General features: G+C 51.0%; 18 protein-coding genes and 1 tRNA gene. 8 read left to right on the forward strand and 11 right to left on the reverse strand.

Annotation, left to right across the window (positions count from 1 at the left end):
* Window positions 1–135: 135 nt before the first annotated feature.
* Window positions 136–996 carry an SDR family oxidoreductase gene (locus KO497_RS06605; RefSeq protein ID WP_215943176.1) on the forward strand — a complete coding sequence of 287 codons (861 nt, stop codon included), beginning with the start codon at window positions 136–138 and terminating at the stop codon, window positions 994–996.
* Window position 997: 1 nt separating this feature from the next.
* Here KO497_RS06605 and dxs read toward each other — a convergent pair whose 3' ends face one another.
* The 5 genes from dxs to KO497_RS06630 all read right to left on the reverse strand — a co-directional run bounded on the left by dxs (window position 998) and on the right by KO497_RS06630 (window position 5,350).
* Window positions 998–2,926 (reverse strand): 1-deoxy-D-xylulose-5-phosphate synthase, encoded by a 1,929-nt coding sequence (gene dxs, locus KO497_RS06610; RefSeq protein WP_215943177.1) that lies wholly within the window; start codon window positions 2,924–2,926, stop codon window positions 998–1,000.
* Window positions 2,927–2,941: 15 nt separating this feature from the next.
* Window positions 2,942–3,808, reverse strand: a complete 867-nt coding sequence (locus KO497_RS06615; protein ID WP_215943178.1) for a polyprenyl synthetase family protein — start codon at window positions 3,806–3,808, stop codon at window positions 2,942–2,944.
* Window positions 3,808–4,050, reverse strand: a complete 243-nt coding sequence (locus tag KO497_RS06620) for an exodeoxyribonuclease VII small subunit (protein WP_215943179.1) — start codon at window positions 4,048–4,050, stop codon at window positions 3,808–3,810. Before KO497_RS06620 ends, KO497_RS06615 begins: the two co-directional genes overlap by 1 nt.
* Before the next feature lie 101 nt (window positions 4,051–4,151).
* Window positions 4,152–4,847: a response regulator gene (locus KO497_RS06625; protein WP_215943180.1), complete on the reverse strand. Its 696-nt coding sequence runs from the start codon at window positions 4,845–4,847 to the stop codon at window positions 4,152–4,154.
* A complete protein-coding gene (locus tag KO497_RS06630) occupies window positions 4,844–5,350 on the reverse strand; it encodes a MarR family winged helix-turn-helix transcriptional regulator (RefSeq protein WP_215943181.1) in 507 nt (168 codons plus the stop codon). The genes KO497_RS06625 and KO497_RS06630 overlap by 4 nt, the downstream gene beginning before the upstream one ends.
* Before the next feature lie 166 nt (window positions 5,351–5,516).
* On the opposite strand from KO497_RS06630, the gene KO497_RS06635 reads away from it, so the two are divergent.
* Both KO497_RS06635 and KO497_RS06640 read left to right on the forward strand, forming a co-directional pair.
* Window positions 5,517–6,386, forward strand: a complete 870-nt coding sequence (locus tag KO497_RS06635) for a branched-chain amino acid aminotransferase (protein ID WP_215943182.1) — start codon at window positions 5,517–5,519, stop codon at window positions 6,384–6,386.
* A gap of 61 nt (window positions 6,387–6,447) precedes the next feature.
* Entirely contained in the window at window positions 6,448–6,948 is a 501-nt protein-coding gene (locus KO497_RS06640; RefSeq protein WP_215943183.1) for a hypothetical protein, read from the forward strand.
* A 12-nt stretch (window positions 6,949–6,960) separates the two neighbouring features.
* On the opposite strand, the gene queG is transcribed toward KO497_RS06640, so the two are convergent.
* The 5 genes from queG to KO497_RS06665 all read right to left on the reverse strand — a co-directional run bounded on the left by queG (window position 6,961) and on the right by KO497_RS06665 (window position 15,715).
* Entirely contained in the window at window positions 6,961–7,992 is a 1,032-nt protein-coding gene (gene queG / locus KO497_RS06645; RefSeq protein ID WP_215943184.1) for a tRNA epoxyqueuosine(34) reductase QueG, read from the reverse strand.
* Window positions 7,993–8,022: 30 nt separating this feature from the next.
* A complete protein-coding gene (gene fzlA / locus KO497_RS06650) occupies window positions 8,023–8,688 on the reverse strand; it encodes an FtsZ-binding protein FzlA (RefSeq protein WP_215943185.1) in 666 nt (221 codons plus the stop codon).
* A 51-nt stretch (window positions 8,689–8,739) separates the two neighbouring features.
* A complete protein-coding gene (gene mtgA / locus KO497_RS06655; protein WP_215943186.1) occupies window positions 8,740–9,510 on the reverse strand; it encodes a monofunctional biosynthetic peptidoglycan transglycosylase in 771 nt (256 codons plus the stop codon).
* A gap of 120 nt (window positions 9,511–9,630) precedes the next feature.
* Window positions 9,631–14,166 carry a glutamate synthase large subunit gene (gene gltB / locus KO497_RS06660; RefSeq protein WP_215943187.1) on the reverse strand — a complete coding sequence of 1,512 codons (4,536 nt, stop codon included), beginning with the start codon at window positions 14,164–14,166 and terminating at the stop codon, window positions 9,631–9,633.
* 115 nt (window positions 14,167–14,281) lie between these two features.
* Window positions 14,282–15,715 carry an NAD(P)-dependent oxidoreductase gene (locus KO497_RS06665; RefSeq protein ID WP_215943188.1) on the reverse strand — a complete coding sequence of 478 codons (1,434 nt, stop codon included), beginning with the start codon at window positions 15,713–15,715 and terminating at the stop codon, window positions 14,282–14,284.
* Window positions 15,716–15,943: 228 nt separating this feature from the next.
* Here KO497_RS06665 and KO497_RS06670 point away from each other — a divergent pair, with 228 nt between their 5' ends.
* Complete coding sequence (locus KO497_RS06670; protein ID WP_215943189.1) at window positions 15,944–16,750, forward strand: undecaprenyl-diphosphate phosphatase; 807 nt, start codon at window positions 15,944–15,946, stop codon at window positions 16,748–16,750.
* A gap of 74 nt (window positions 16,751–16,824) precedes the next feature.
* Here the strand turns inward: KO497_RS06670 and KO497_RS06675 are convergent, their stop codons facing one another.
* On the reverse strand, window positions 16,825–17,811 hold the full coding sequence (locus KO497_RS06675) for a complex I NDUFA9 subunit family protein (RefSeq protein WP_215943190.1): 987 nt from the start codon (window positions 17,809–17,811) through the stop codon (window positions 16,825–16,827).
* 141 nt (window positions 17,812–17,952) lie between these two features.
* Between KO497_RS06675 and KO497_RS06680 the strand changes: the two genes are divergently transcribed.
* The 4 genes from KO497_RS06680 to lptC all read left to right on the forward strand — a co-directional run bounded on the left by KO497_RS06680 (window position 17,953) and on the right by lptC (window position 20,409).
* A tRNA-Leu gene (locus tag KO497_RS06680) sits at window positions 17,953–18,039 on the forward strand.
* Window positions 18,040–18,167: 128 nt separating this feature from the next.
* The gene (locus KO497_RS06685) at window positions 18,168–18,779 is read left to right on the forward strand and encodes a ribonuclease D (protein ID WP_215943191.1); all 612 of its coding nucleotides are present in this window, start codon (window positions 18,168–18,170) and stop codon (window positions 18,777–18,779) included.
* A 58-nt stretch (window positions 18,780–18,837) separates the two neighbouring features.
* Window positions 18,838–19,800, forward strand: a complete 963-nt coding sequence (locus KO497_RS06690) for a KpsF/GutQ family sugar-phosphate isomerase (RefSeq protein WP_215943192.1) — start codon at window positions 18,838–18,840, stop codon at window positions 19,798–19,800.
* A gap of 9 nt (window positions 19,801–19,809) precedes the next feature.
* Window positions 19,810–20,409: an LPS export ABC transporter periplasmic protein LptC gene (lptC, locus tag KO497_RS06695; protein ID WP_215943193.1), complete on the forward strand. Its 600-nt coding sequence runs from the start codon at window positions 19,810–19,812 to the stop codon at window positions 20,407–20,409.
* The last annotated feature ends 14 nt before the right edge of the window (window positions 20,410–20,423 follow it).

Raw genomic sequence — 20,423 nt, forward strand, 5'->3', positions numbered from 1 at the left:
ACCACAACAACTCCGTTCTAAACTCATTGGTCCAATCAGGTCTTGAATATCGACCTTTGGTTGCACAATTGTCACCAACTCTTAGGATGACGCAAGCCCAGCACGCGGTGATTTTTACAAACGGGACATCAATTCATGTCAGCTCATCTTTTTTCCTATGGTTACGGATATTCCGCGACAGCACTCGGCGCGCTACTTTTGCCCGCGAACTGGACCATCACAGGCACAATACGGAACGCAGAACAGGCCCCAACCCTGCGTGAAACAGGGGTAAATATTCGCGTGACGCCAGATGACGACATTTCTGATGATATCAAAAACGCCACACATCTGCTTATATCAGCCGCGCCAACAAGTGACGGCGATCCCTTTTTGCTCAATCACCTGCAAGACCTGAAAACCGCTCAAAATTTAGAATGGGTTGGCTATCTGTCAACAACAGGCGTTTACGGCGATCGTGACGGCGGATGGGTTGATGAAACATCTCCCTTAACACCTGCCACAGCGCGCGGAAAAGCGCGCGTCGCAGCAGAGTCACAGTGGATTAAGGTCTCACAAGACCTAGGGTTAAACCTCAAAATTTTCCGACTTGCGGGGATTTATGGCCCAGGTCGCGGCCCTTTTGCCAAAGTTCGCAATGGGACTGCACGACGAATTATCAAACCGAACCAAGTCTTTTCACGCATTCATGTCGACGACATCGCACAAGTGCTTTTGGCCTCGATACATCGGCCTAAATCCAGCCAAATATTTAATGTTTGCGACAATCTGGCGGCGCCGCCCGAAGATGTTATTGGCTATGCTGCCGAACTACTTGGGTTGCCATTACCGCCAGCTCAAGATTTTGAGACAGCTGACATGACGCCCATGGCCCGCAGCTTTTATGCCGAAAGCAAAAAGGTCAAAAACGACCGGATCAAATCGGAACTTGGGGTCGAGCTGATCTACCCAGACTACATGACGGGGCTCAATGCGCTGCTGGCGTCCGAAAGTTAACTCACGCGCGTTTTGATGCGATGTCGGTGACACCCAAAACATGAAGAACTTTGGCTTCTATATCTTCGGCGTTCAAGCCAGCAGTCGCATACATATCGGCAGGGCTAGACTGATCAATAAAGGTATCCGGCAAAACCATAGACCTAAACTTAAGTCCTAGATCGAACACACCCTCATTGGCCAAGAAGTCGGCGACATGTGACCCAAATCCACCGATAGCGCCCTCTTCGATCGTGATCAGAGCTTCATGTTTTTCAGCCAAGTCACGTATAAGATCATGATCCAAAGGCTTGGCAAATCGTGCGTCAGCGATTGTCGGCGTGATGCCCTTTTGTGCCAAGCTTTCACAAGCTTTTTTGACCGCATCAAGACGCGTACCAAACGACAAAATGGCGACCCGCGCACCAAATTGCACAATACGGCCCTTGCCGATTTCAAGCGGCGTACCGCGCTCTGGCATGTCAACACCAACGCCTTCGCCGCGCGGGTATCTGAACGCAATAGGCCCATCGTCATGCGCCGCAGCAGTCGCAACCATATGGACCAGCTCAGCCTCGTCAGCCGCTGCCATTACAACAAAGCCCGGCAAGTTGGCCAAGAACGCGATGTCAAACGACCCCGCATGAGTGGCGCCATCAGCGCCAACCAAGCCAGCGCGATCAATCGCAAAGCGCACAGGCAGACGCTGAATGGCTACATCGTGTACCACTTGGTCATATCCGCGCTGCAAAAAAGTCGAATACATCGTACAAAATGGCTTCATGCCGCCAGCTGCTAAACCCGCAGCGAAAGTCACACCATGCTGTTCAGCGATACCAACATCAAAACACCGCGACCCATAGCGCTCCGCGAACAAATTAAGCCCCGTGCCATCAGGCATCGCGGCAGTCACTGCGCAGATTTTATCGTCAAAAGATGCTTCTTGCACCAAAGCTTTCCCAAACACGGACGTGTAAGATGGTGCATTTGGAGTGGCTTTTTCCTGCTTGCCTGTCAGGACATCAAACTTGGCCGTCGCGTGGCCCTTATCGCTTGCCCGCTCAGCCGGTGCGTAACCTTTGCCTTTTTTCGTAATCGTGTGAATCAACACAGGTCCAGTTGCACGTGTCTTTACAGTGCGTAACACGGACAAAAGCTGATCCATATCGTGACCATCAATTGGGCCCACATAGGAAAATCCTAGCTCTTCAAACATCGTACCGCCAACTGTCATGCCCTTTAGCATTTCTTTGGCACGACGCGCCCCGTCTTGGAACGGTGGCGGCAGCAAGGAGACAGCGCCCTTGGCGGCTGCTTTAAGCTCTTGGAACGGTTCACCCGCATAAAGGCGTGACAGATAACTGGACAGCGCGCCGACAGGTTCAGCGATCGACATTTCATTATCATTGAGAATCACAAACAATCGCTTGCCCAAATGGCCAGCATTGTTCATCGCCTCAAAGGCCATGCCGGCCGACATTGCGCCATCACCGATGACAGCAATACCGTCACCAAGTGCAGGATCAGGTGCACCGCCCAAATCGCGCGCCACAGAAAACCCAAGTGCTGCGGAAATAGATGTCGAGCTATGTGCAGCGCCGAACGGGTCGTAGGGGCTTTCAGAACGTTTGGTAAACCCAGATAGACCGCCTTTTTGGCGTAAGGTCCGAATCCGATCACGGCGACCTGTCAGAATTTTATGCGGATAACACTGGTGCGACACATCCCAGATCAATCGATCTTTTGGGGTGTCAAACACAGCATGTAACGCAACGGTCAATTCGACCACGCCAAGGCCAGCGCCCAGATGCCCACCTGTTTCAGACACTGCCGAAATCGTCTCCGCGCGCAACTCTCCCGCCAAGCGTTTCAGCTCGGTATCCGACAGGGATTTAAGGTCCGCAGGTGTCGCTACACGATCAAGGGTCGGCGTGTCAGGAAGATCAGACATGGCGCATCATCTTTCTTAGGTTTCGCGGGAAATAACGAACCGCGCCGTCGCGCGCAAGGTTTCAGCGCGAATCCCGTAGGGGCCAATTGCCTCACATGCTTCATCAACAAGTGAGGCCGCGCGTTTTTGTGCTGCCTCTAACCCAAGCAACGACACGAACGTCGCCTTGCCTGCATCTTGGTCTTTACCGACAGCTTTACCGGTCTTCCCTGAGTCGCCGATGACATCCAAAACATCATCTTGAATTTGGAAAGCCAATCCTAAAGCCCGCGCATAACGCGCCAAAGGCTGCGGATCTGCTCCGCCCAAAATAGCACCCGCCGTAGCAGACCATTCGATCAGCGCGCCAGTTTTGTTGGCTTGAAGTTCTGTTATCGCGGCCAAATCCAAGGGCGTCAGAGCCGTCTCAGCCGCGATATCCTGTGCCTGCCCAAGTACCATACCTTGCGCACCAGAGGCCCGCGCCAAAGACGCAATCAAATCGATCCTAATCTGGCTGGAAGGGGATGTTTCCGCGCGTGAGAGCAATTCAAAAGACAAGGTCTGCAAAGCATCACCGACAAGCACTGCAGTGGCTTCGTCCCATTTTTTATGAACCGTTGGTTGGCCACGACGCAAATCATCGTCATCCATGCACGGCAAATCGTCATGCACCAAACTATAGGCATGCATCGCCTCGATCGCGGCGGCAGACCAAACAGATTGAGTGGGTTCAATATCGTGCAAAGCCGCACTTTCTAGCACCAACAAAGCGCGCAGACGCTTGCCACCGCTAAGGGCATATTGAAGACCCAATTCAACAGGTGATTGCCCAAGGGGGGCAAAAACCTCGGCAAAACAGGTCTGCACCAAGTGACGGCAGCGATCGAGTTCGGTTTGCATCAAAGGCCTTCGACAGCTTGAACTCCGGCAGGTTTGCCGTCGGACCCAACTGAGATTTTTTCAACTTTTTCTTCGGCGTCTTTCAACTTGGCTTCGCAATGAGCTTTTAGGTCCGCACCACGCTCATACAGCTTGATGCTGTCGTCCAGCGCCACTTCACCACGTTCAAGCTTTGCCACAACTTGATCAAGCTCAGCCATCGCAGCTTCAAAGCTCAATTCAGACACAGTCGTCTCAGTCATATCGACGTCTCCACAAAGATTTATCTCGGTACATTATGGGCTGCATACATGACTTGACCACCTCTTGGCCAGTTCCCTGTCGAATCCGACCTCAGTGATTTTCACTCTGGACTCAACATATATCCAGCACCGCGCACGGTTTGCAAAAAACGTGGCTGGCGCGGATCAGATTCGAACTTACGCCGCAGCCGTGTGATCTGCACATCTACAGCACGCTCTTGAGCTTGCCCACCGTCTCGGCCAAGCTTTTCCACCAACTCACTACGAGAAACAGTCTCGCCAAGAGTGGCCGAGAAAATACGCATAAGTTGAGCTTCTGTTTGGGTCAGACGTACAATTTTATCGCCTTGCCATAACTCGCCACGCTCAATATCGTATCTAAAGTCGCCCAAATGCAGGTATTTAGGCAATGTCACCGCCTCTTCGGCCTGCGGCACACGACGCAAAATTGCATTGATACGTAATAATAATTCTTTTGGCTCAAACGGTTTGGCCAAGTAATCGTCCGCCCCAGCCTCAAGCCCAGAAATCCGGTCTTCGGTTTCGCCTTTGGCCGTCAGCAACAGAATCGGCGTTGCCAAACTTTGACGCAGACTGCGCGTCAACGTCACACCATCTTCACCTGGCATCATCACATCCATGACAATCATATCGAATTCTAGCCCAGCCAAAAGCTTACGCGCATGAGCCGCGTCTCGTGCCGCGGTCACGCAAAACCCGTTGCGGATCAAAAACTTTTGCAGCAACTGGCGAATACGTTCATCGTCGTCAACAATGAGAAGATGAATATCACTCAAGTGTCTTTCTCCTTTAACGCATTGAAATAGAGTTGCTGGTCAGTATCCATCATGGCTTCTAACACTTCACGAAAGCCTGCGACAGCCTCTGGTCCTGCCTTGCTGAACGCGGTGCGCATGCGTGCACGTTGCGCTTCTGAAAGCTCAGCCTCTAACGACTTGCCTTTGGGCGTCAAAAACAAATGCCGTTCACGTTTGTCTTTTTGTCCAACGCGGCTTTCGACCAATTCATCTTCGATCAAAGTACGCAACACACGATTGAGCGATTGTTTGGTGACCCCTAAGACATCAAGCAAAGCATTCACTGTCGCACCTGGCGCACGATTGATAAAGTGAACAGCGCGGTGATGCGCCCGCCCATATCCGTGCTTGTCCAAAATTCTATCTGGATCCGCAGTAAACCCTCGGTAAGCGAAAAACATCGCTTCAATCCCGCGGCGCAATTGCTCGTCAGTCAAAAACAACAGGCTTTCGCCACCGCGTGTACTTTTGCCGTCTGCCACAGTGTCTCCATTCACAATCTGCGTAACCTATAAGCATTTTAAGTCAGCGATATTGACATTCCAAGTCGCAATTGTTAGCGCATAACAGGTTTTGCGTAAGATAATGTTAAATATATCCTATCTACACGCAACAATTGCAAATTGCACAGCTATAGGGAATAGAAAAATGGCCGGTTCATTCGAAGATCGCGATGGTAAAATCTGGATGGACGGCGCGCTCGTCGAATGGCGCGACGCTCAGGTCCATATTCTAACCCATGCAATGCATTACGCATCTTCTGTTTTCGAAGGCGAGCGTTGCTATTCAGGTAAGATTTTCAAATCCCGCGAACATTCAGAACGCCTGCTGCGCTCTGGTGAGCTTTTGGACATGCCGATCCCTTACACTATCGATGAAATCGAAGCGGCCAAATATGCAGTTCTTGAAGCAAATGGCTGGACAGACGCTTATATCCGCGTGGTGGCTTGGCGTGGCTCTGGCGAAGATATGGGTGTTGCCTCAAACAAAAACCCCGTGCGCATGGCTGTCGCAGCTTGGGAATGGGGCGCCTATTACGGCGACGCGAAAATGCAGGGCGCGAAACTTGATATCGCCAAATGGAAACGCCCGTCGCCAGAAACAATTCCAACAGCCGCCAAAGCCGCTGGCCTTTACATGATCTGCACAATGTCCAAACACGCTGCCGAAGCAAAAGGCTGTTCCGACGCATTGTTCATGGACTACCGCGGCTATGTTGCTGAGGCGACCGGCGCCAATATTTTCTTTGTGAAAGACGGCGAGGTACACACGCCGATCCCTGATGCGATCTTGAACGGCATCACCCGCCAAACCATCATTCAAATGCTCAAAGACAAGGGCATCGCTGTCCATGAGCGCGTGATCATGCCCGAAGAACTTGACGGATTTGAGCAATGCTGGCTAACAGGAACGGCCGCCGAAGTGACCCCCGTTGGCCTAATTGGCACGCATACATTTGAAGTCGGTGCGCTAACACGCGACATCGCCGAATCCTACGAAAAGCTGGTACGCAGCTAAGTTAGGAAAACTTAAGCCTCTTCTGCTAAATATCATCGGCGATATTTGGCGGAGAGGTCATTTGGTTAAACGAGAAACAATTATTGTCAGCTTGGTCGCAACCTTTATTGTGCTCCCCGCTGCACTGAGCTTATTAGCTTATTTCATCACCAAGAATCCGAACTTTCGCCCTCTAGGTATTACGTTAGACAGTCTGACCGAGGCAGGTTTGATCGAAAGTTCTGGTGAAATTATCGCCGTTGTTTCGATTGGTGATCGAGCCCCAAAACACTCTTCAAAAAGCGATTACATAAAAGCTCTAGAAGCGACATTCGAGATCTTAGGAAGCGGCGTAGATGTCAAGTTTCGCACAGTCCCAAATACGTCAGACATCACAGTCACATACTTAGTCGGATTAAGTCGCATCGGTCCCTACCCTATCACACAAGCCGCACATGGCGTCAAAGCGGCAGTACGCGCCGAACGGATGATCAATTCCCACCTAAATGCGCAGGCCAAAAAACAAGAAGACCTTGAGAACACGAACACCTCAACGCCTTGGTTTCGGTTTTTTGACAGTTAGCGTTTCAACCAATCATAACCGCGCCATGGCCCAATTTGCGGCCTCTGCGACTGTCTCATCTGGATCAGCCAGCAGCGCACTTACCAAGTGCTTAAGCGTTTTATCACCAGAGTTACCAATAGCATAAAGCACATTGCGTACGAACCGGTTGCGACCAATGCGTTTAATCGGAGATCCTGAAAAGCGTTCTCGAAAAGCTGCATCATCTAATATGACCAATTCCGATAATGGTGGAGACACCAAATCTGCGCGCGCATGATAGCGGATATCTGCGGCCTCAACCGCAAATTTATTCCACGGACAAGCCGCCAAACAATCATCGCACCCATAGATGCGATTGCCCAACAGAGGCCTTAAATTCTCATCCACCGGTCCATGATGTTCGATCGTCAAATAAGATATACAGCGCCGCGCATCTATCTGATACGGCGCAGGAAACGCATCTGTCGGACAGGACGTCAGGCAGGCCGTGCAAGACCCACAGTGGTCAACTTCAGCAGGATCAGGATCTAAATCAAGCGTTGTAAAGATCGCACCTAAAAAGAACCAACTGCCCAACTCGCGGCCAACCAGATTGGTGTGCTTGCCTTGCCAGCCCAGCCCCGCTTTTGCTCCGAGAGGTTTTTCCATCACAGGTGCGGTATCGACGAACACTTTGATTTCAGTATCAGCGCCCGCCTGATTGATCAGCCACCGCCCAACGCGTTTAAGCCGTTTTTTAACGATGTCATGATAATCGCGATTGCGCGCGTAAACTGAAATGGCCCCCGCATCGTAGCGCTTGATGGCCTCCATAGGATCATCGTCTGGCGTATAGGACTCGGCCAGCATGATCACCGATTTGGCCTCAGGCCACAGCGCTGAAGGGTCACCGCGCCATGCCATACGGTCGGCCATCCATGCCATTTGGCCATGGCGTTCTAAATCAACATACTGCTGCAATCGCCCCATCGCCTCAGGCAACTCAGGGCGGGCAAAGCCAACCTGCGAAAACCCTTCTTTCAAGGCCTGCTGGCGCACCGTTTCTTTGTCCAATACTGCCACTGTTCGCGCCTCTTTTTGGACTAGCCTATATCAAAAATCGAGATCGGCATAATGCGGTGGCGGTGGAAACCCTGAGACATGATCAGCCAAAAGGGACCTAAAAGCCGGACGTGATTTGATCTTTGCATACCAATCCTTGACCACGGCAGACCGGTTCCAATCCACATCCGAAATGTAATCCAGAGATGACAGATGCGCCGCGGCCGCAAAATCGGCCAAAGTCATCGCATCGCCCGCGAGCCAACGGCGACGGTCCAAAAGCCAAGCCATATAATCCAAATGGAACTTGATCGCCTTCGAACCCGCTTTGACGTTTTTCGAATCAGGATAACCTGATTTGGTCAATTTGCGGTTCACCCGCTCGTACAAAAGATTCGACGTCACCTCATGGTGAAATTTATCATCAAACCAAGACACCATGCGCCTAACTTCAAAACGTCCTTCAGGATCGTTTGGCATCAAAGACGGACTGGGGTATTTTTCCTCAATATATTCACAAATCGCGGCGCTTTCGGACAGCATCATGTCATCGATGCGTAAAATGGGCACTTTTCCTGCGGGATTGCGACGCAAAAAATCGGGATCGCGCTCCCAATACCGCTCTTCAACAAGCTCCACTTCGAGCTTTTTCTCTGCAAGGCTCAAACGCACTTTGCGACAAAATGGGGACAGGGGAACATGAAACAGTCGGATCATTGCACAGTACTCTTTTGTTTTTATCCTAAGTGCCGTGAAAGCGCGGGCAATTCAATCCTCGAAACACGCTGAGCGCCCGTCCGCTTGAATTGTCGCGGCACCATCGGCGATTTGCGCGGCACGCCGCTTTACAAATGGCCCAGGATTGCCTGCGTTTCTCAATTTCGGCGCAGGTAAAACCGCCGCAAGTTGAGCGGCTTGTCTGGCAGACAGTTCTTCGGGGCCAACACCAAAATAGGTGCGCGCCGCAGCCTCTGCGCCAAAGACACCTTCGTCAAATTCAGCGATATTTAAGTAAACTTCAAGGATACGCCGCTTGCTCCACGTCAATTCAACAATTGGCGTCACCAATGCCTCCAGCGCCTTACGCAACCAAGATCGACCATGCCAAAGAAACACGTTTTTGACCACTTGCTGGGAAATCGTCGACGCGCCGCGTCCCGCCCCTTCATCAATGGCTGCGCGGATTGCGCCAAGGTCAAACCCCCAGTGATCGCAAAAATTCGCATCCTCGGCCGCAACCACAGATCGCGCCAGGACAGGGGCGATATCTTCCAGAGGCACCCATTGATAATCAACGCCGTTCGAAACACGCCCTTCGGACACCATATAAGGCGTCGTGGGTATGGGCAGCACTGTGTAGGCTAAAATCCAGATGAGCCCGAGCCCGATCATAGCGAACACCAATTGAAAGGCGCGTCGCCGCAGTCGCGCAAAAAAGCCAAGCCGTAAGGGATCGCGTTTTGCAACGGGACGCAAAGGCTTTGTCGTCTTTTTGGTTTTGCGTTTGGTCGTCTTGGTTGATTTGGATGTCTTAGCCATAGCGCAGTGATTCATGGTCTCGCGCGTCAGGTCAAGACATCGCGCAAAAAACACTTATTTTTGGCAAAATAAAAAGCCCCCAATCGCTTGGGGGCTTCAATTTGTTTAAAGGCTTCCGCTTTATTCCGCAGGAATTGCACCCTTTTCCAAAGACAGAGGCGCCTTGATATGCACCAGCATTTCTTTGGGGCAAACTTGTAAGAAGTTGGCTTTTTCAACATCCCAGTTGGACAAAATTTCTGACGCTTTAACAGATCCAGTTTCTCGTACGTGACGTTCGATCAAAGATTTGAGCTCAGTTTCCCAGTATTCAACCGTCACAGGACAAGTCACCAAAGTCTCGTGGTTCATCAATTGGAACGCAGTGCCTTCAGGGTCATAAAGGTAAGCCATACCACCCGTCATACCCGCACCAAAGTTCGCACCGATGGACCCAAGGATCACCGCGATACCGCCAGTCATGTACTCACAACCGCTGGAACCACAGCCTTCGATCACGACAGTTGCACCAGAATTTCGCACAGCGAAACGTTCGCCTGCACGACCAGCCGCAAAGAGGTAGCCGTCAGTGGCGCCATAAAGAACCGTGTTGCCAATAATAGTGTTCTCGGACGCAACCAAAGGTGAATGCATAGGCGGACGCACCACGATGATACCGCCAGACAGACCTTTACCGACGTAATCGTTGGCGTCACCTGACACTTCGATCTTCAAACCAGGGGCCGCGAAAGCACCCAAAGATTGGCCCGCAGAACCTGTGAGCTTCACAGTCAAGTGGTCATCTTGAAGGTCATTGCGCATGCCAAAATTCTGCACAATGTGGCTGGACGTACGTGTACCAATAGTCCGATGCGTGTTTTGCACCGCATAGGACAGCTGCATTTTCTCGCCGTCTTTCAAGAAACGCGCCGCATCAGAGACGATTTGCGCATCCAGCGTATCAGGCACAGCATTGCGTGGTTTTGACCGGTCATAGACGATCTTGTCAGCGCCATCGACGGTGATCAAAAGCGGATTGAGGTCAAGATCGTCAAGATGCGCAGAGCCACGTGACACCTGTGTCAGCAGATCGGCACGACCGATCACTTCATCCATAGAGCGCGCGCCGATAGAGGCCAGAATTTCACGCACTTCTTGCGCATAGAATGTGATCAAGTTGACCACTTTATCCGCATTGCCAGTGAATTTTTTGCGCAGATCGTCGTCTTGCGTACACACACCCACGGGGCAAGTGTTCGACTGACATTGACGGACCATGATACAACCCATCGCGATCAATGCCGCGGTACCGATGCCGTATTCTTCGGCCCCCAGCATCGCAGCCATAACCACGTCACGCCCTGTGCGCAAACCACCATCGGTGCGCAATGTCACACGTTCGCGCAAGTTGTTCATAGACAGAACTTGGTGCGCTTCAGTCAGACCCATTTCCCATGGCAGACCTGCGAATTTAATCGAGGTCGCAGGGGATGCGCCAGTGCCACCGTTGTGCCCCGAAATAAGGATAATATCCGCTTTCGCTTTGGCCACACCGGCTGCAATCGTGCCAACACCAGAGGACGCCACGAGTTTTACAGTGACTTTACAGCGTGGGTTGATCTGCTTGAGATCATAGATCAGTTGCGCCAAATCCTCGATAGAATAGATATCATGGTGCGGCGGCGGAGAGATCAAAGTCACGCCTTTGGTCGAGTGACGCAATTTGGCGATAAGGTCTGTGACCTTCATACCTGGAAGCTGGCCACCCTCACCGGGTTTTGCGCCTTGAGCCACTTTGATTTCAAGCTCTTCACAGGCCAAAAGATATTCGGCTGTGACCCCAAACCGGCCTGATGCGACCTGTTTGATCTTTGCAGAGGCATTGTCACCATTTGGCTCTGGCGTGAAATCATCAGGGCTTTCGCCACCTTCACCAGAGTCAGATTTCGCACCAATGCGGTTCATCGCAATAGACAAAGTGCGGTGAGATTCAGGAGACAAAGCCCCCAACGACATACCCGGTGTCACAAAGCGCTTACGGATTGCAGTGATAGATTCCACTTCCTCGATTGGCACAGGTTTACCCAAAGGTTTGACGTCCAAAAGGTCACGCAAGTGGATCGGCGGGTTAGACCGCATCTTGGCAGAGTATTGTTGCCACATAGAATAGGATGCACGGTCACAGGCCGATTGCAGCATATGCATCGACTGCGCTTCCCACGCATGAGTTTCACCAGATTTACGCGATTTGTAGAAACCACCGATGGGCAAAGTATTGCCACCCAAGAAGCCTTGCGCGTGTACTGCCTTAAGTTTCTTCTGGATGCCACCAACACCGATACCGGAAATGCGTGACTGCATTCCAGGGAAGAACTCAGCACACATCGCGCGAGAAAGACCAACAGCTTCAAAATTCAAACCACCACGATAGGACGAAATCACAGAGATACCCATCTTCGCCATGATTTTTAGCAAGCCTGCATCAACCGCAGCACGGTAACGCGCGACAGCTTCAGTCAGCGTGCAATCCAACAGACCACGCTCGATACGGTCATTGAGCGAGTCCTCGGCCAAGTAAGCGTTCACGATGGTCGCACCACAGCCGATCAAGACTGCAAAGTAATGCGGATCGATACATTCAGCAGAACGCACACCGATAGAACAGAACGTGCGCAACCCTTTGCGAGTCAGCCAGCTGTGCACCGCAGAGGTCGCCAAAATCATCGGCATCGCGACGCGATCAGCGCCTTGACCTTGATCCGTCAATACGATGTGACCGCCACCTGAACGCACAGCTTCTTCGGCCTCGGCACGCACGCGATCAAGCCCTTCACGCAATGCATTCGCGCCGCCATCAACTGGGAAAGTACAATCAATTTCGGTCATCGGCGCGTTGAATTTTGATTTCAACGTTTCAAATTGAGCATTGCCGACAAACGGACTGTCGAGCACCAAAATCTCAGTCTGTGAACTGCTTTCGTCCAGCACATTTTTCAAGTTTCCGAACCGCGTCTTGAGTGACATCACGCGATATTCGCGCAATGAGTCAATTGGTGGGTTGGTGACCTGTGAGAAGTTTTGACGAAAGAAGTGGCTCAACGGGCGGTATTTTTCAGACAAAACCGCAGAGGGCGTGTCATCCCCCATCGAGGCCAAAGTTTCTTTGCCATCTTCCGCCATAGGCGCAAGAATTTGCTCAAGTTCTTCGATGGAATAACCAGCCGCGATTTGGCGCTGCTTTAGATCCACACCACTAAAGATCGCTTTTTCCTCTAAGCCAGATAAGCTTTCTTCAAGATCATTGATCTTACCCGCCCAGTCGCCAAACGGCTGCGCTGCGGCGAGTTTATCTTTCATTTCTGTATCGTGGTACAGCTTACCATCAGTCATATCGACAGCCAGCATTTGACCTGGTCCAAGCGCGCCTTTTTCAACAACAGTCGCCTCATCAGTCGGCACCATGCCCACTTCAGATCCCGCAATGACAAGTCCATCACCCGTCACAACGTAACGCATCGGACGCAGGCCGTTACGATCAAGACCTGCACAGACCCAACGACCGTCCGTCATCGCCAAGGCAGCAGGGCCATCCCATGGTTCCATCACGGAGTTCACGTAAGAATACATGTCACGCCAAGACTGTGGCAGTTCCACAGCTTGCTGCGACCAAGCTTCAGGCACGAGCATCGTTTTCGCCATAGGTGCAGACCGCCCAGCGCGCACCAAAACTTCGAACACAGCATCAAGTGCTGCAGAATCAGATGCACCTTGCGGGATGATTGGTTTAATATCCTCAGCCGTGTCACCAAATGTGGTCGAAGCCATGCGAATCTCATGCGACTTCATCCAGTTTTTGTTTCCCTTGAACGTGTTGATCTCACCGTTGTGAGCCAACATGCGGAACGGCTGCGCAAGCCACCACTGCGGGAAGGTGTTTGTGGAATACCGCTGGTGGTAAATCGCAAACGCAGATTCAAACCGTTCATCCATTAAATCAGGGTAAAATTCTGCGACCTGTTCAGCCAGCATCATGCCTTTGTAGATGATAGAGCGGCAAGAGAGTGAACAAACGTACAAAGACTGTGCGCCGGCGGCCAAAGCAGCTTTTTCAATACGACGACGGATCACATAAAGCTCGCGCTCGAATGTTTCTTCGTCCACGCCTTTGGAATTCGAAATCAAAATCTGTTCGATTTCAGGGCGTGTCAAATTGGCTTTTTCGCCCAAACAATCAACGCTCACTGGGACGTGACGCCAACCGTATATGTAGTACCCCATGCGCAGAACTTCGGATTCGATGATCGTGCGGCAGGTTTCTTGAGCGCCAAAATCAGTGCGCGGCAGAAAGATTTGCCCAACAGCGATCATTTCATCTGTGCGGGGCTTGTGGCCGGTGCGCTTCACTTGATCATAGAAAAATGGAACAGGGATCTGCACGTGAATACCTGCGCCGTCACCCGTTTTGCCGTCCGCATCAACAGCACCACGGTGCCAGATCGCTTTGAGGGCAGAAATACCGTTTTCAACGACTTTACGAGATTTTGTGCCGTCGACAGAAACAACAAGACCAACCCCACAAGAGGAGTGCTCATCTTCTTCACGGAAGAGAGAATTTTGTGCCATCCATTCGCGTTTGGCTTCTTCGCGAGCGGCCCAGCTTTCATCATATTTTGTCATATTGGTAACCCTTCCTTATCGTTTGGTGGGGTCGAAAGACTTCAGTGTAGACCGAGAGGGGCGGCATGTGACTGCGTGAAAGCAATTCATCCGCGCGCCTCTCGATCGTTAAAATTTACTCGGCTGCAACGCTTGCAGCGGCATTGACCTGCTCAACAATAGCATCAGCCGCTTCGCGTCCATCACGGATAGCCCAAACAACCAAAGATGCACCGCGCTGAATATCGCCACAGGCGTAAACGCCCGGCAATTTGGTTTCATGCGTTTTGAAATCAGCCAAAACTGTACCCCAACGCGTGACTTCCAAACCATCAGCATTCCACAACTTTGGAAGTTCTTCTGGCTCGAACCCAAGCGCCTTGATCACGAGATCTGCGTCTTCAACATAGTCCGCACCCTCGATCACTTCAGGAGATTGACGACCTGAGGCATCCGGCGTCCCCAAGCGCATTTTTTGCACCATAACGCCCGTGACAGGATTACCTGCAAAACCTTTAGGCGCTGCAAGCCAGACAAATTCCACACCTTCTTCTTCGGCGTTTTGTGTTTCGCGCTGCGATCCTGGCATATTGGCACGATCACGACGGTACAGACACTTCACCGATGTGGCGCCTTGACGAATCGCTGTGCGCACACAGTCCATCGCCGTGTCACCACCACCGATAACCACGACTTTTTTGCCTTTTGCGTTCAATGCACCGCTGTCAAATTCTGCAACAGTGTCACCGAACGAAACTTTGTTAGATGCTGTCAAATAGTCCAGCGCAGCGACGATACCTTCAGAACCAGCGCCTGGACCTTGAAGGTCACGAGATTTGTAAACGCCAGTAGCGATCAAAACGGCGTCATGCTTTTCGCGTAAAGCGTCAAAAGAGATGTCTTCGCCAACATTGCAGTTCAAAACAAATTCAACGCCTGATTCTTTCAGCTGATCGATGCGACGCATGACCACGTCTTTTTCAAGCTTGAAGCTTGGGATACCGTAAGTCATCAGACCGCCAGCGCGATCGGAGCGTTCATAGACAGTGACCTGAAGGCCAGCACGACGCAAACGATCAGCGGCAGCAACACCGCCGGGACCAGACCCGATGATACCCACAGATTCAGTGCGCTCTGTATGCGGCTTGATGCCTTCAACCCAACCGTTTTCCCATGCGGTGTCTGTGATGTATTTCTCAACAGCACCAATCGTGACCGTGCCGTGACCAGACTGTTCAATCACACAGTTGCCTTCGCACAGACGATCCTGCGGACAGATACGCCCACAGATCTCAGGGAATGCGTTGGTCTCTTGCGAGAGCTCATACGCTTCTTTCAAGCGCCCACTTGCAGTCAAGCGCAACCAGTCGGGAATGTTGTTGTGAAGCGGACAATGCGACTGACAGTAAGGCACACCACACTGCGAACAGCGGGAGGCTTGTTCTTCAGCTTTCGCAGAAATGAAGTCACCGTAGATTTCCAAGAAATCTTCCTTACGGTCGCCTGCGTCGCGTTTTTCGGGCATATCCCGTCCAACGTTCACAAATTTGAGCATAGGCTCCTTGGCCATAACACAATATCTCCGTAGGTTTGAATTTGAATTTATATGCTATGTACAAAGAACTGGCACAAAAGAAAAGTCATAAGTGCTGCCCTATATGTCGTTTATGACCGGACACTAACCCACTACGGACAATAAATCATAAATAATAGGTCAATAATAGTGACATTAATTGAAGCTTCTTATTGAGTTTAAAAGAGTTTATCACTTCATCATCAGAACACCAAGGACCGCCCTATGAGCCTCTTTTACTTATTTCTCGTCGCCTTAATTCAAGGTGTTACTGAGTTTCTACCTGTTTCATCCTCGGGTCACCTGATTCTACTACCCTATTTTGTTGGAATCGACGATCAAGGCCAAGCTATCGATGTGGCTGTTCATATCGGCACATTGGGCGCTGTGGTCGCCTATTTTTGGTCAGACGTTAAAGTTGGCCTGCTAGGCATTCCGCGCATGTTGACCGGAAAAATTGACACGCCAGGCGCGAAACTTGCCTTTCTTTTGCTTATCGCGACCATCCCAGTCATCATTCTCGGCCTCGTTATCAAAGTCACTGGCCTATCCGACGCCATGCGATCCATTCGCGTGATTGGTTGGACAATGTTAATCTTTGGCTTGGTTCTATATTGGTTCGATCAAAAAGGCCCCACGCACAAGATTGACACAGACTGGTCAATCAAAGACGCCATCATACTTGGCCTATGGCAAGCGATTGCCCTTATCCCTGGCACATCGCGTTCAGGCATCACAATCACCGGCGCACGTGCGCTTGGGTACTCCCGTGAAGACGGCGCAAAAATTGCCATGTTAATGTCGATTCCAACCATTTTGGCCTCAGGCATTTTGCTCGGTGCAGAAGTTGCAGGCGATGCAGACTGGGAATTGCTGAAATACGCAGGCATAGGTGCCGCGTTCGCATTTATCGCGGCACTGGGGGCGCTTGTGTTGATGATGCGGCTTTTGCGCTCCGTGAGCTTTACGCCTTATGTCATTTACCGTGTTATTCTTGGCGCTGTACTTTTGATCATTTCTTACAGCGTATAAATTTTTCAAATTCGCACAAAAAGGCGCGCCCAAAATATTGGAGCGCGCCTTTTACATTTTCAAAATCAACTACTTTAGGTTTTGTGCAGATTTTTCGCACTGTCGCGGATATCAGCATATTGCCCCGAATCGCGATAAACCCACAGATATTCAGGCAAAATGGCATCCATAGTTGTTGGCGTAATACCCAAATCTGCAAAGCTTTTTGCGTCAGATGACACAACACAATCATTGGCGAGATTCTTAACCTGATCACGCGTCAAAACTTTGTTGTGGAACAGCCCAAGCGTCATGGTTTGCGCAAAACCAAAACCCGTTGCCATTAAATTACCAACGAAGAACGGCAAATCAACAACAAGACGACGACGCTGAATCAAGCCGAGCATTTTGTGGATCAGACCCTTAAGAGTGTCCACTTCAGGACCGCCCAGCTCATAAATGCCTGCAGGCGCATCACCCAACACAGCCTTAACAACAGCCTGTGCGACATCGTCAACATAGACAGGCTGGAACTTTGACTCACCGCCAACCAAAGGCAAAACAGGGCCAAATTTTGTCATCTCGGCAAAGCGGTTGAAAAAATCATCTTCCACACCGAACACAACTGACGGACGTAAAATCACAGCAGACGGGAAAGACGCAAGAACAGCCTGTTCGCCCTCAGCTTTGGTTTTTGCATACTCACTTTCAGATTCGAGATCGGCGCCAATCGCCGACAGATGAACCAAGTTGCCAACGCCTTCTTCGGCAGCGATACGCGCGATGCGCGCAGCCCCGTCGGTTTGAACCGCAGCAAAAGAGTTTTTACCCTTTTCAGTTAAAACCCCCACGCAGTTCACAACTGCATCTGCGCCTTGCATCGCAGCACGCACTGAAGCGTCATCGCGAATGTTGCACAGAATAGGGTCGACCTGACCGACCGCCCCATAAGGTTTTACGTGAAGCGACTCGTTTGGGCGACGAACAGCAACGCGCACGCGCCATCCTTCTTTTGCCATACGCCGCGCGATATACCGCCCGACAAAGCCAGCTCCACCATAGATGGTGACCAATTTCGTCATCTGCATCTCCAATGCCATTTTCTATGTTTTTCTTAGCTTTTCACGACCAAATGAACAAGACGCTATAATCACCAATGAAAACCATCGAATCTGCGTTGACAGCCCCGCAACACCTCTTTACATCGCGACCTTACGACACCTGCCCAGGTGGCGGAATTGGTAGACGCGCTAGCTTCAGGTGCTAGTATTGGCAACGATGTGGAGGTTCGAGTCCTCTCCTGGGCACCAAACATTCCAAAATGATCGCGATAGAATGCAGGATGACAGGTCTCGCGCCACATCTTGGTTAAACTTGCCCGCGTGTCGACAAGTGCTTATGTCACATATTAAATGCCAAACTGTGCAAGAGGCCTGATGTGACGAATTTCTTATACAAATGTGATCTGCCCGACGATCTTGACCTTGGGCCGATGGTGGCCATCGATTGTGAAACCATGGGTCTCAACCCACATCGAGATCGCTTATGTCTGGTACAAATGTCTGGCGGTGACGGACATGCGCATATGATCCAGATCGCGCCCGATCAAACTGAAGCCCCCAATCTTTGTAAGATGCTGGCGGACCCTAAAGTATTGAAACTCTTTCACTATGGTCGCTTTGACATCGCAGCGATGTTTAAGGCTTTTGGAACGTTGGCAGAGCCCGTTTATTGTACCAAAATCGCATCTAAACTTGTGCGCACCTATACAGACCGACACGGGTTGAAAAACCTATTGGAACAACTTCTTAAGGTCGATATCTCAAAGCATCAACAGATGAGCGACTGGGGCGCGCGCGATTTGAGCAAAGCCCAGCTAGACTATGCGGCATCAGATGTTTTGTACCTACATAAACTGCGAGACCGATTGAATGAAATGCTTGTGCGTGAAGGCCGCATGGCACTGGCGCAATCTTGTTATGATTTCCTACCCACCCGCGCGCTATTGGACCTCGAAGGCTGGCCTGACGCAGATATTTTTTCACACTAAAGACCCGCACAATTATGTTCATGCATGACCACCAAACGCCGTTCAAGAAAGATGCCCAATGACTCAGTCTCAAACATTCCTAGCCGTTGGAAAGCGCGTGATTCGTCGCGAGGCCGATGCTCTCACGACGCTTGCCGACACTTTGGGAGACAACTTTGTCGCCGCAACTTCTTTGATTTTAGAGGCCAAAGGACGCACTATCGTCACCGGCATGGGAAAATCAGGACATATAGCACGTAAAATTGCCGCCACATTTGCCTCTACTGGGACACCCGCACATTTTGTTCATCCCGCTGAGGCAAGCCACGGTGACCTTGGAATGATCGGCAAAGATGACGTTGTTTTGGTCCTGTCGAATTCAGGCGAAACCCCTGAGCTTGCCGACCTCATCGCCTTTACCCGTCGGTTTCAAATTCCTATGATCGGTGTGGCCTCCAAGCCCGAAAGCTCTCTCATTCGCGCCAGTGACGTACCACTTATTTTACCAAAAGCCGAAGAGGCATGCGACCAAGGTATTGTGCCCACAACGTCGACCACAATGACGCTCGCGCTTGGCGATGCCATCGCGATCGCATTGATGGATCACCGCAGCTTTACCGCCGACAACTTTCGCATGCTTCACCCCGGCGGCAAACTCGGCGCACGCCTGACAAAAGCCAGCGATCTTATGAACACGGACATGCCCTTAGTCACCGCCGACACTCCGATGCGAGCAACGCTTGATGTCATCTCGGCCAAGGGTTTTGGTGTTGTAGGTGTTTTGGGCGATGATGGGCAGCTCGCAGGTATTATCACAGACGGTGATTTACGCCGCAATATTGACGAACTTCTTACCAAAAACGCTGGAGACATTATGACGGAAAATCCGATGACGATTGCCGCAGATGCGCTTGCAGAAAAGGCACTCGCGCGTATGGATGAACGTTCTATCACCTGTCTATTTGTGCGAAATTCCGCCGAAGATGGCACGCCTTGCGGTATTCTAAAAATTCAAGACTGCCTTCGCGCAGGCATCGTGTAAGAAAGCCTTATGGCCCGCTTTGACAATTTACACTCTCGTCTTGTTGCACGCGCAAAATTATTTTTGCCTTTGGCCAGTCTTGCGATTTTGGCGACGCTTTTTCTGTTTTCTCGCAGCCCTGACACGATCTCAGATATTCCCTATGCCCGCGTAGAAATTGAATCTCTGGCACGCGAACAAAGACTTGATGAGCCAACCTTTGCAACGGTTACGGATGATGGCGCACAGTTGGAAATTTCGGCGACAACCGTTCGTCCAGATCCATCCAATCGAGACGTCGTCAACACGACGCAAATTCACGCTGAACTCAAAATGCCAGACCAAAGCGCTGTATCGATGTCAGCCAAAGACGTGGTCATTGACGGGCCAAGCAATATCGCCGAACTGTCAGGAGGCGTAAGTCTTGAGACGACAACAGGTTATTTAATCACAACAAACCGTATTGCAGCGAAATTGAACATGTCAAAAATTGAAAGCCCTGGGGAAGTGTTTGCAAAGGCTCCATCTGGCAAAATTTCAGCTGGGTCTATGGAAATTTCACAAGACACTGCAACAGGTGACTATGTTCTGGTTTTCAAAAATCGCGTTAAGCTGATATACCAACCTTAAGCAAAATTTGGGGA

Source organism: Pacificibacter marinus (genome assembly GCF_018860665.1).
Classification (GTDB): domain Bacteria; phylum Pseudomonadota; class Alphaproteobacteria; order Rhodobacterales; family Rhodobacteraceae; genus Celeribacter; species Celeribacter marinus_A.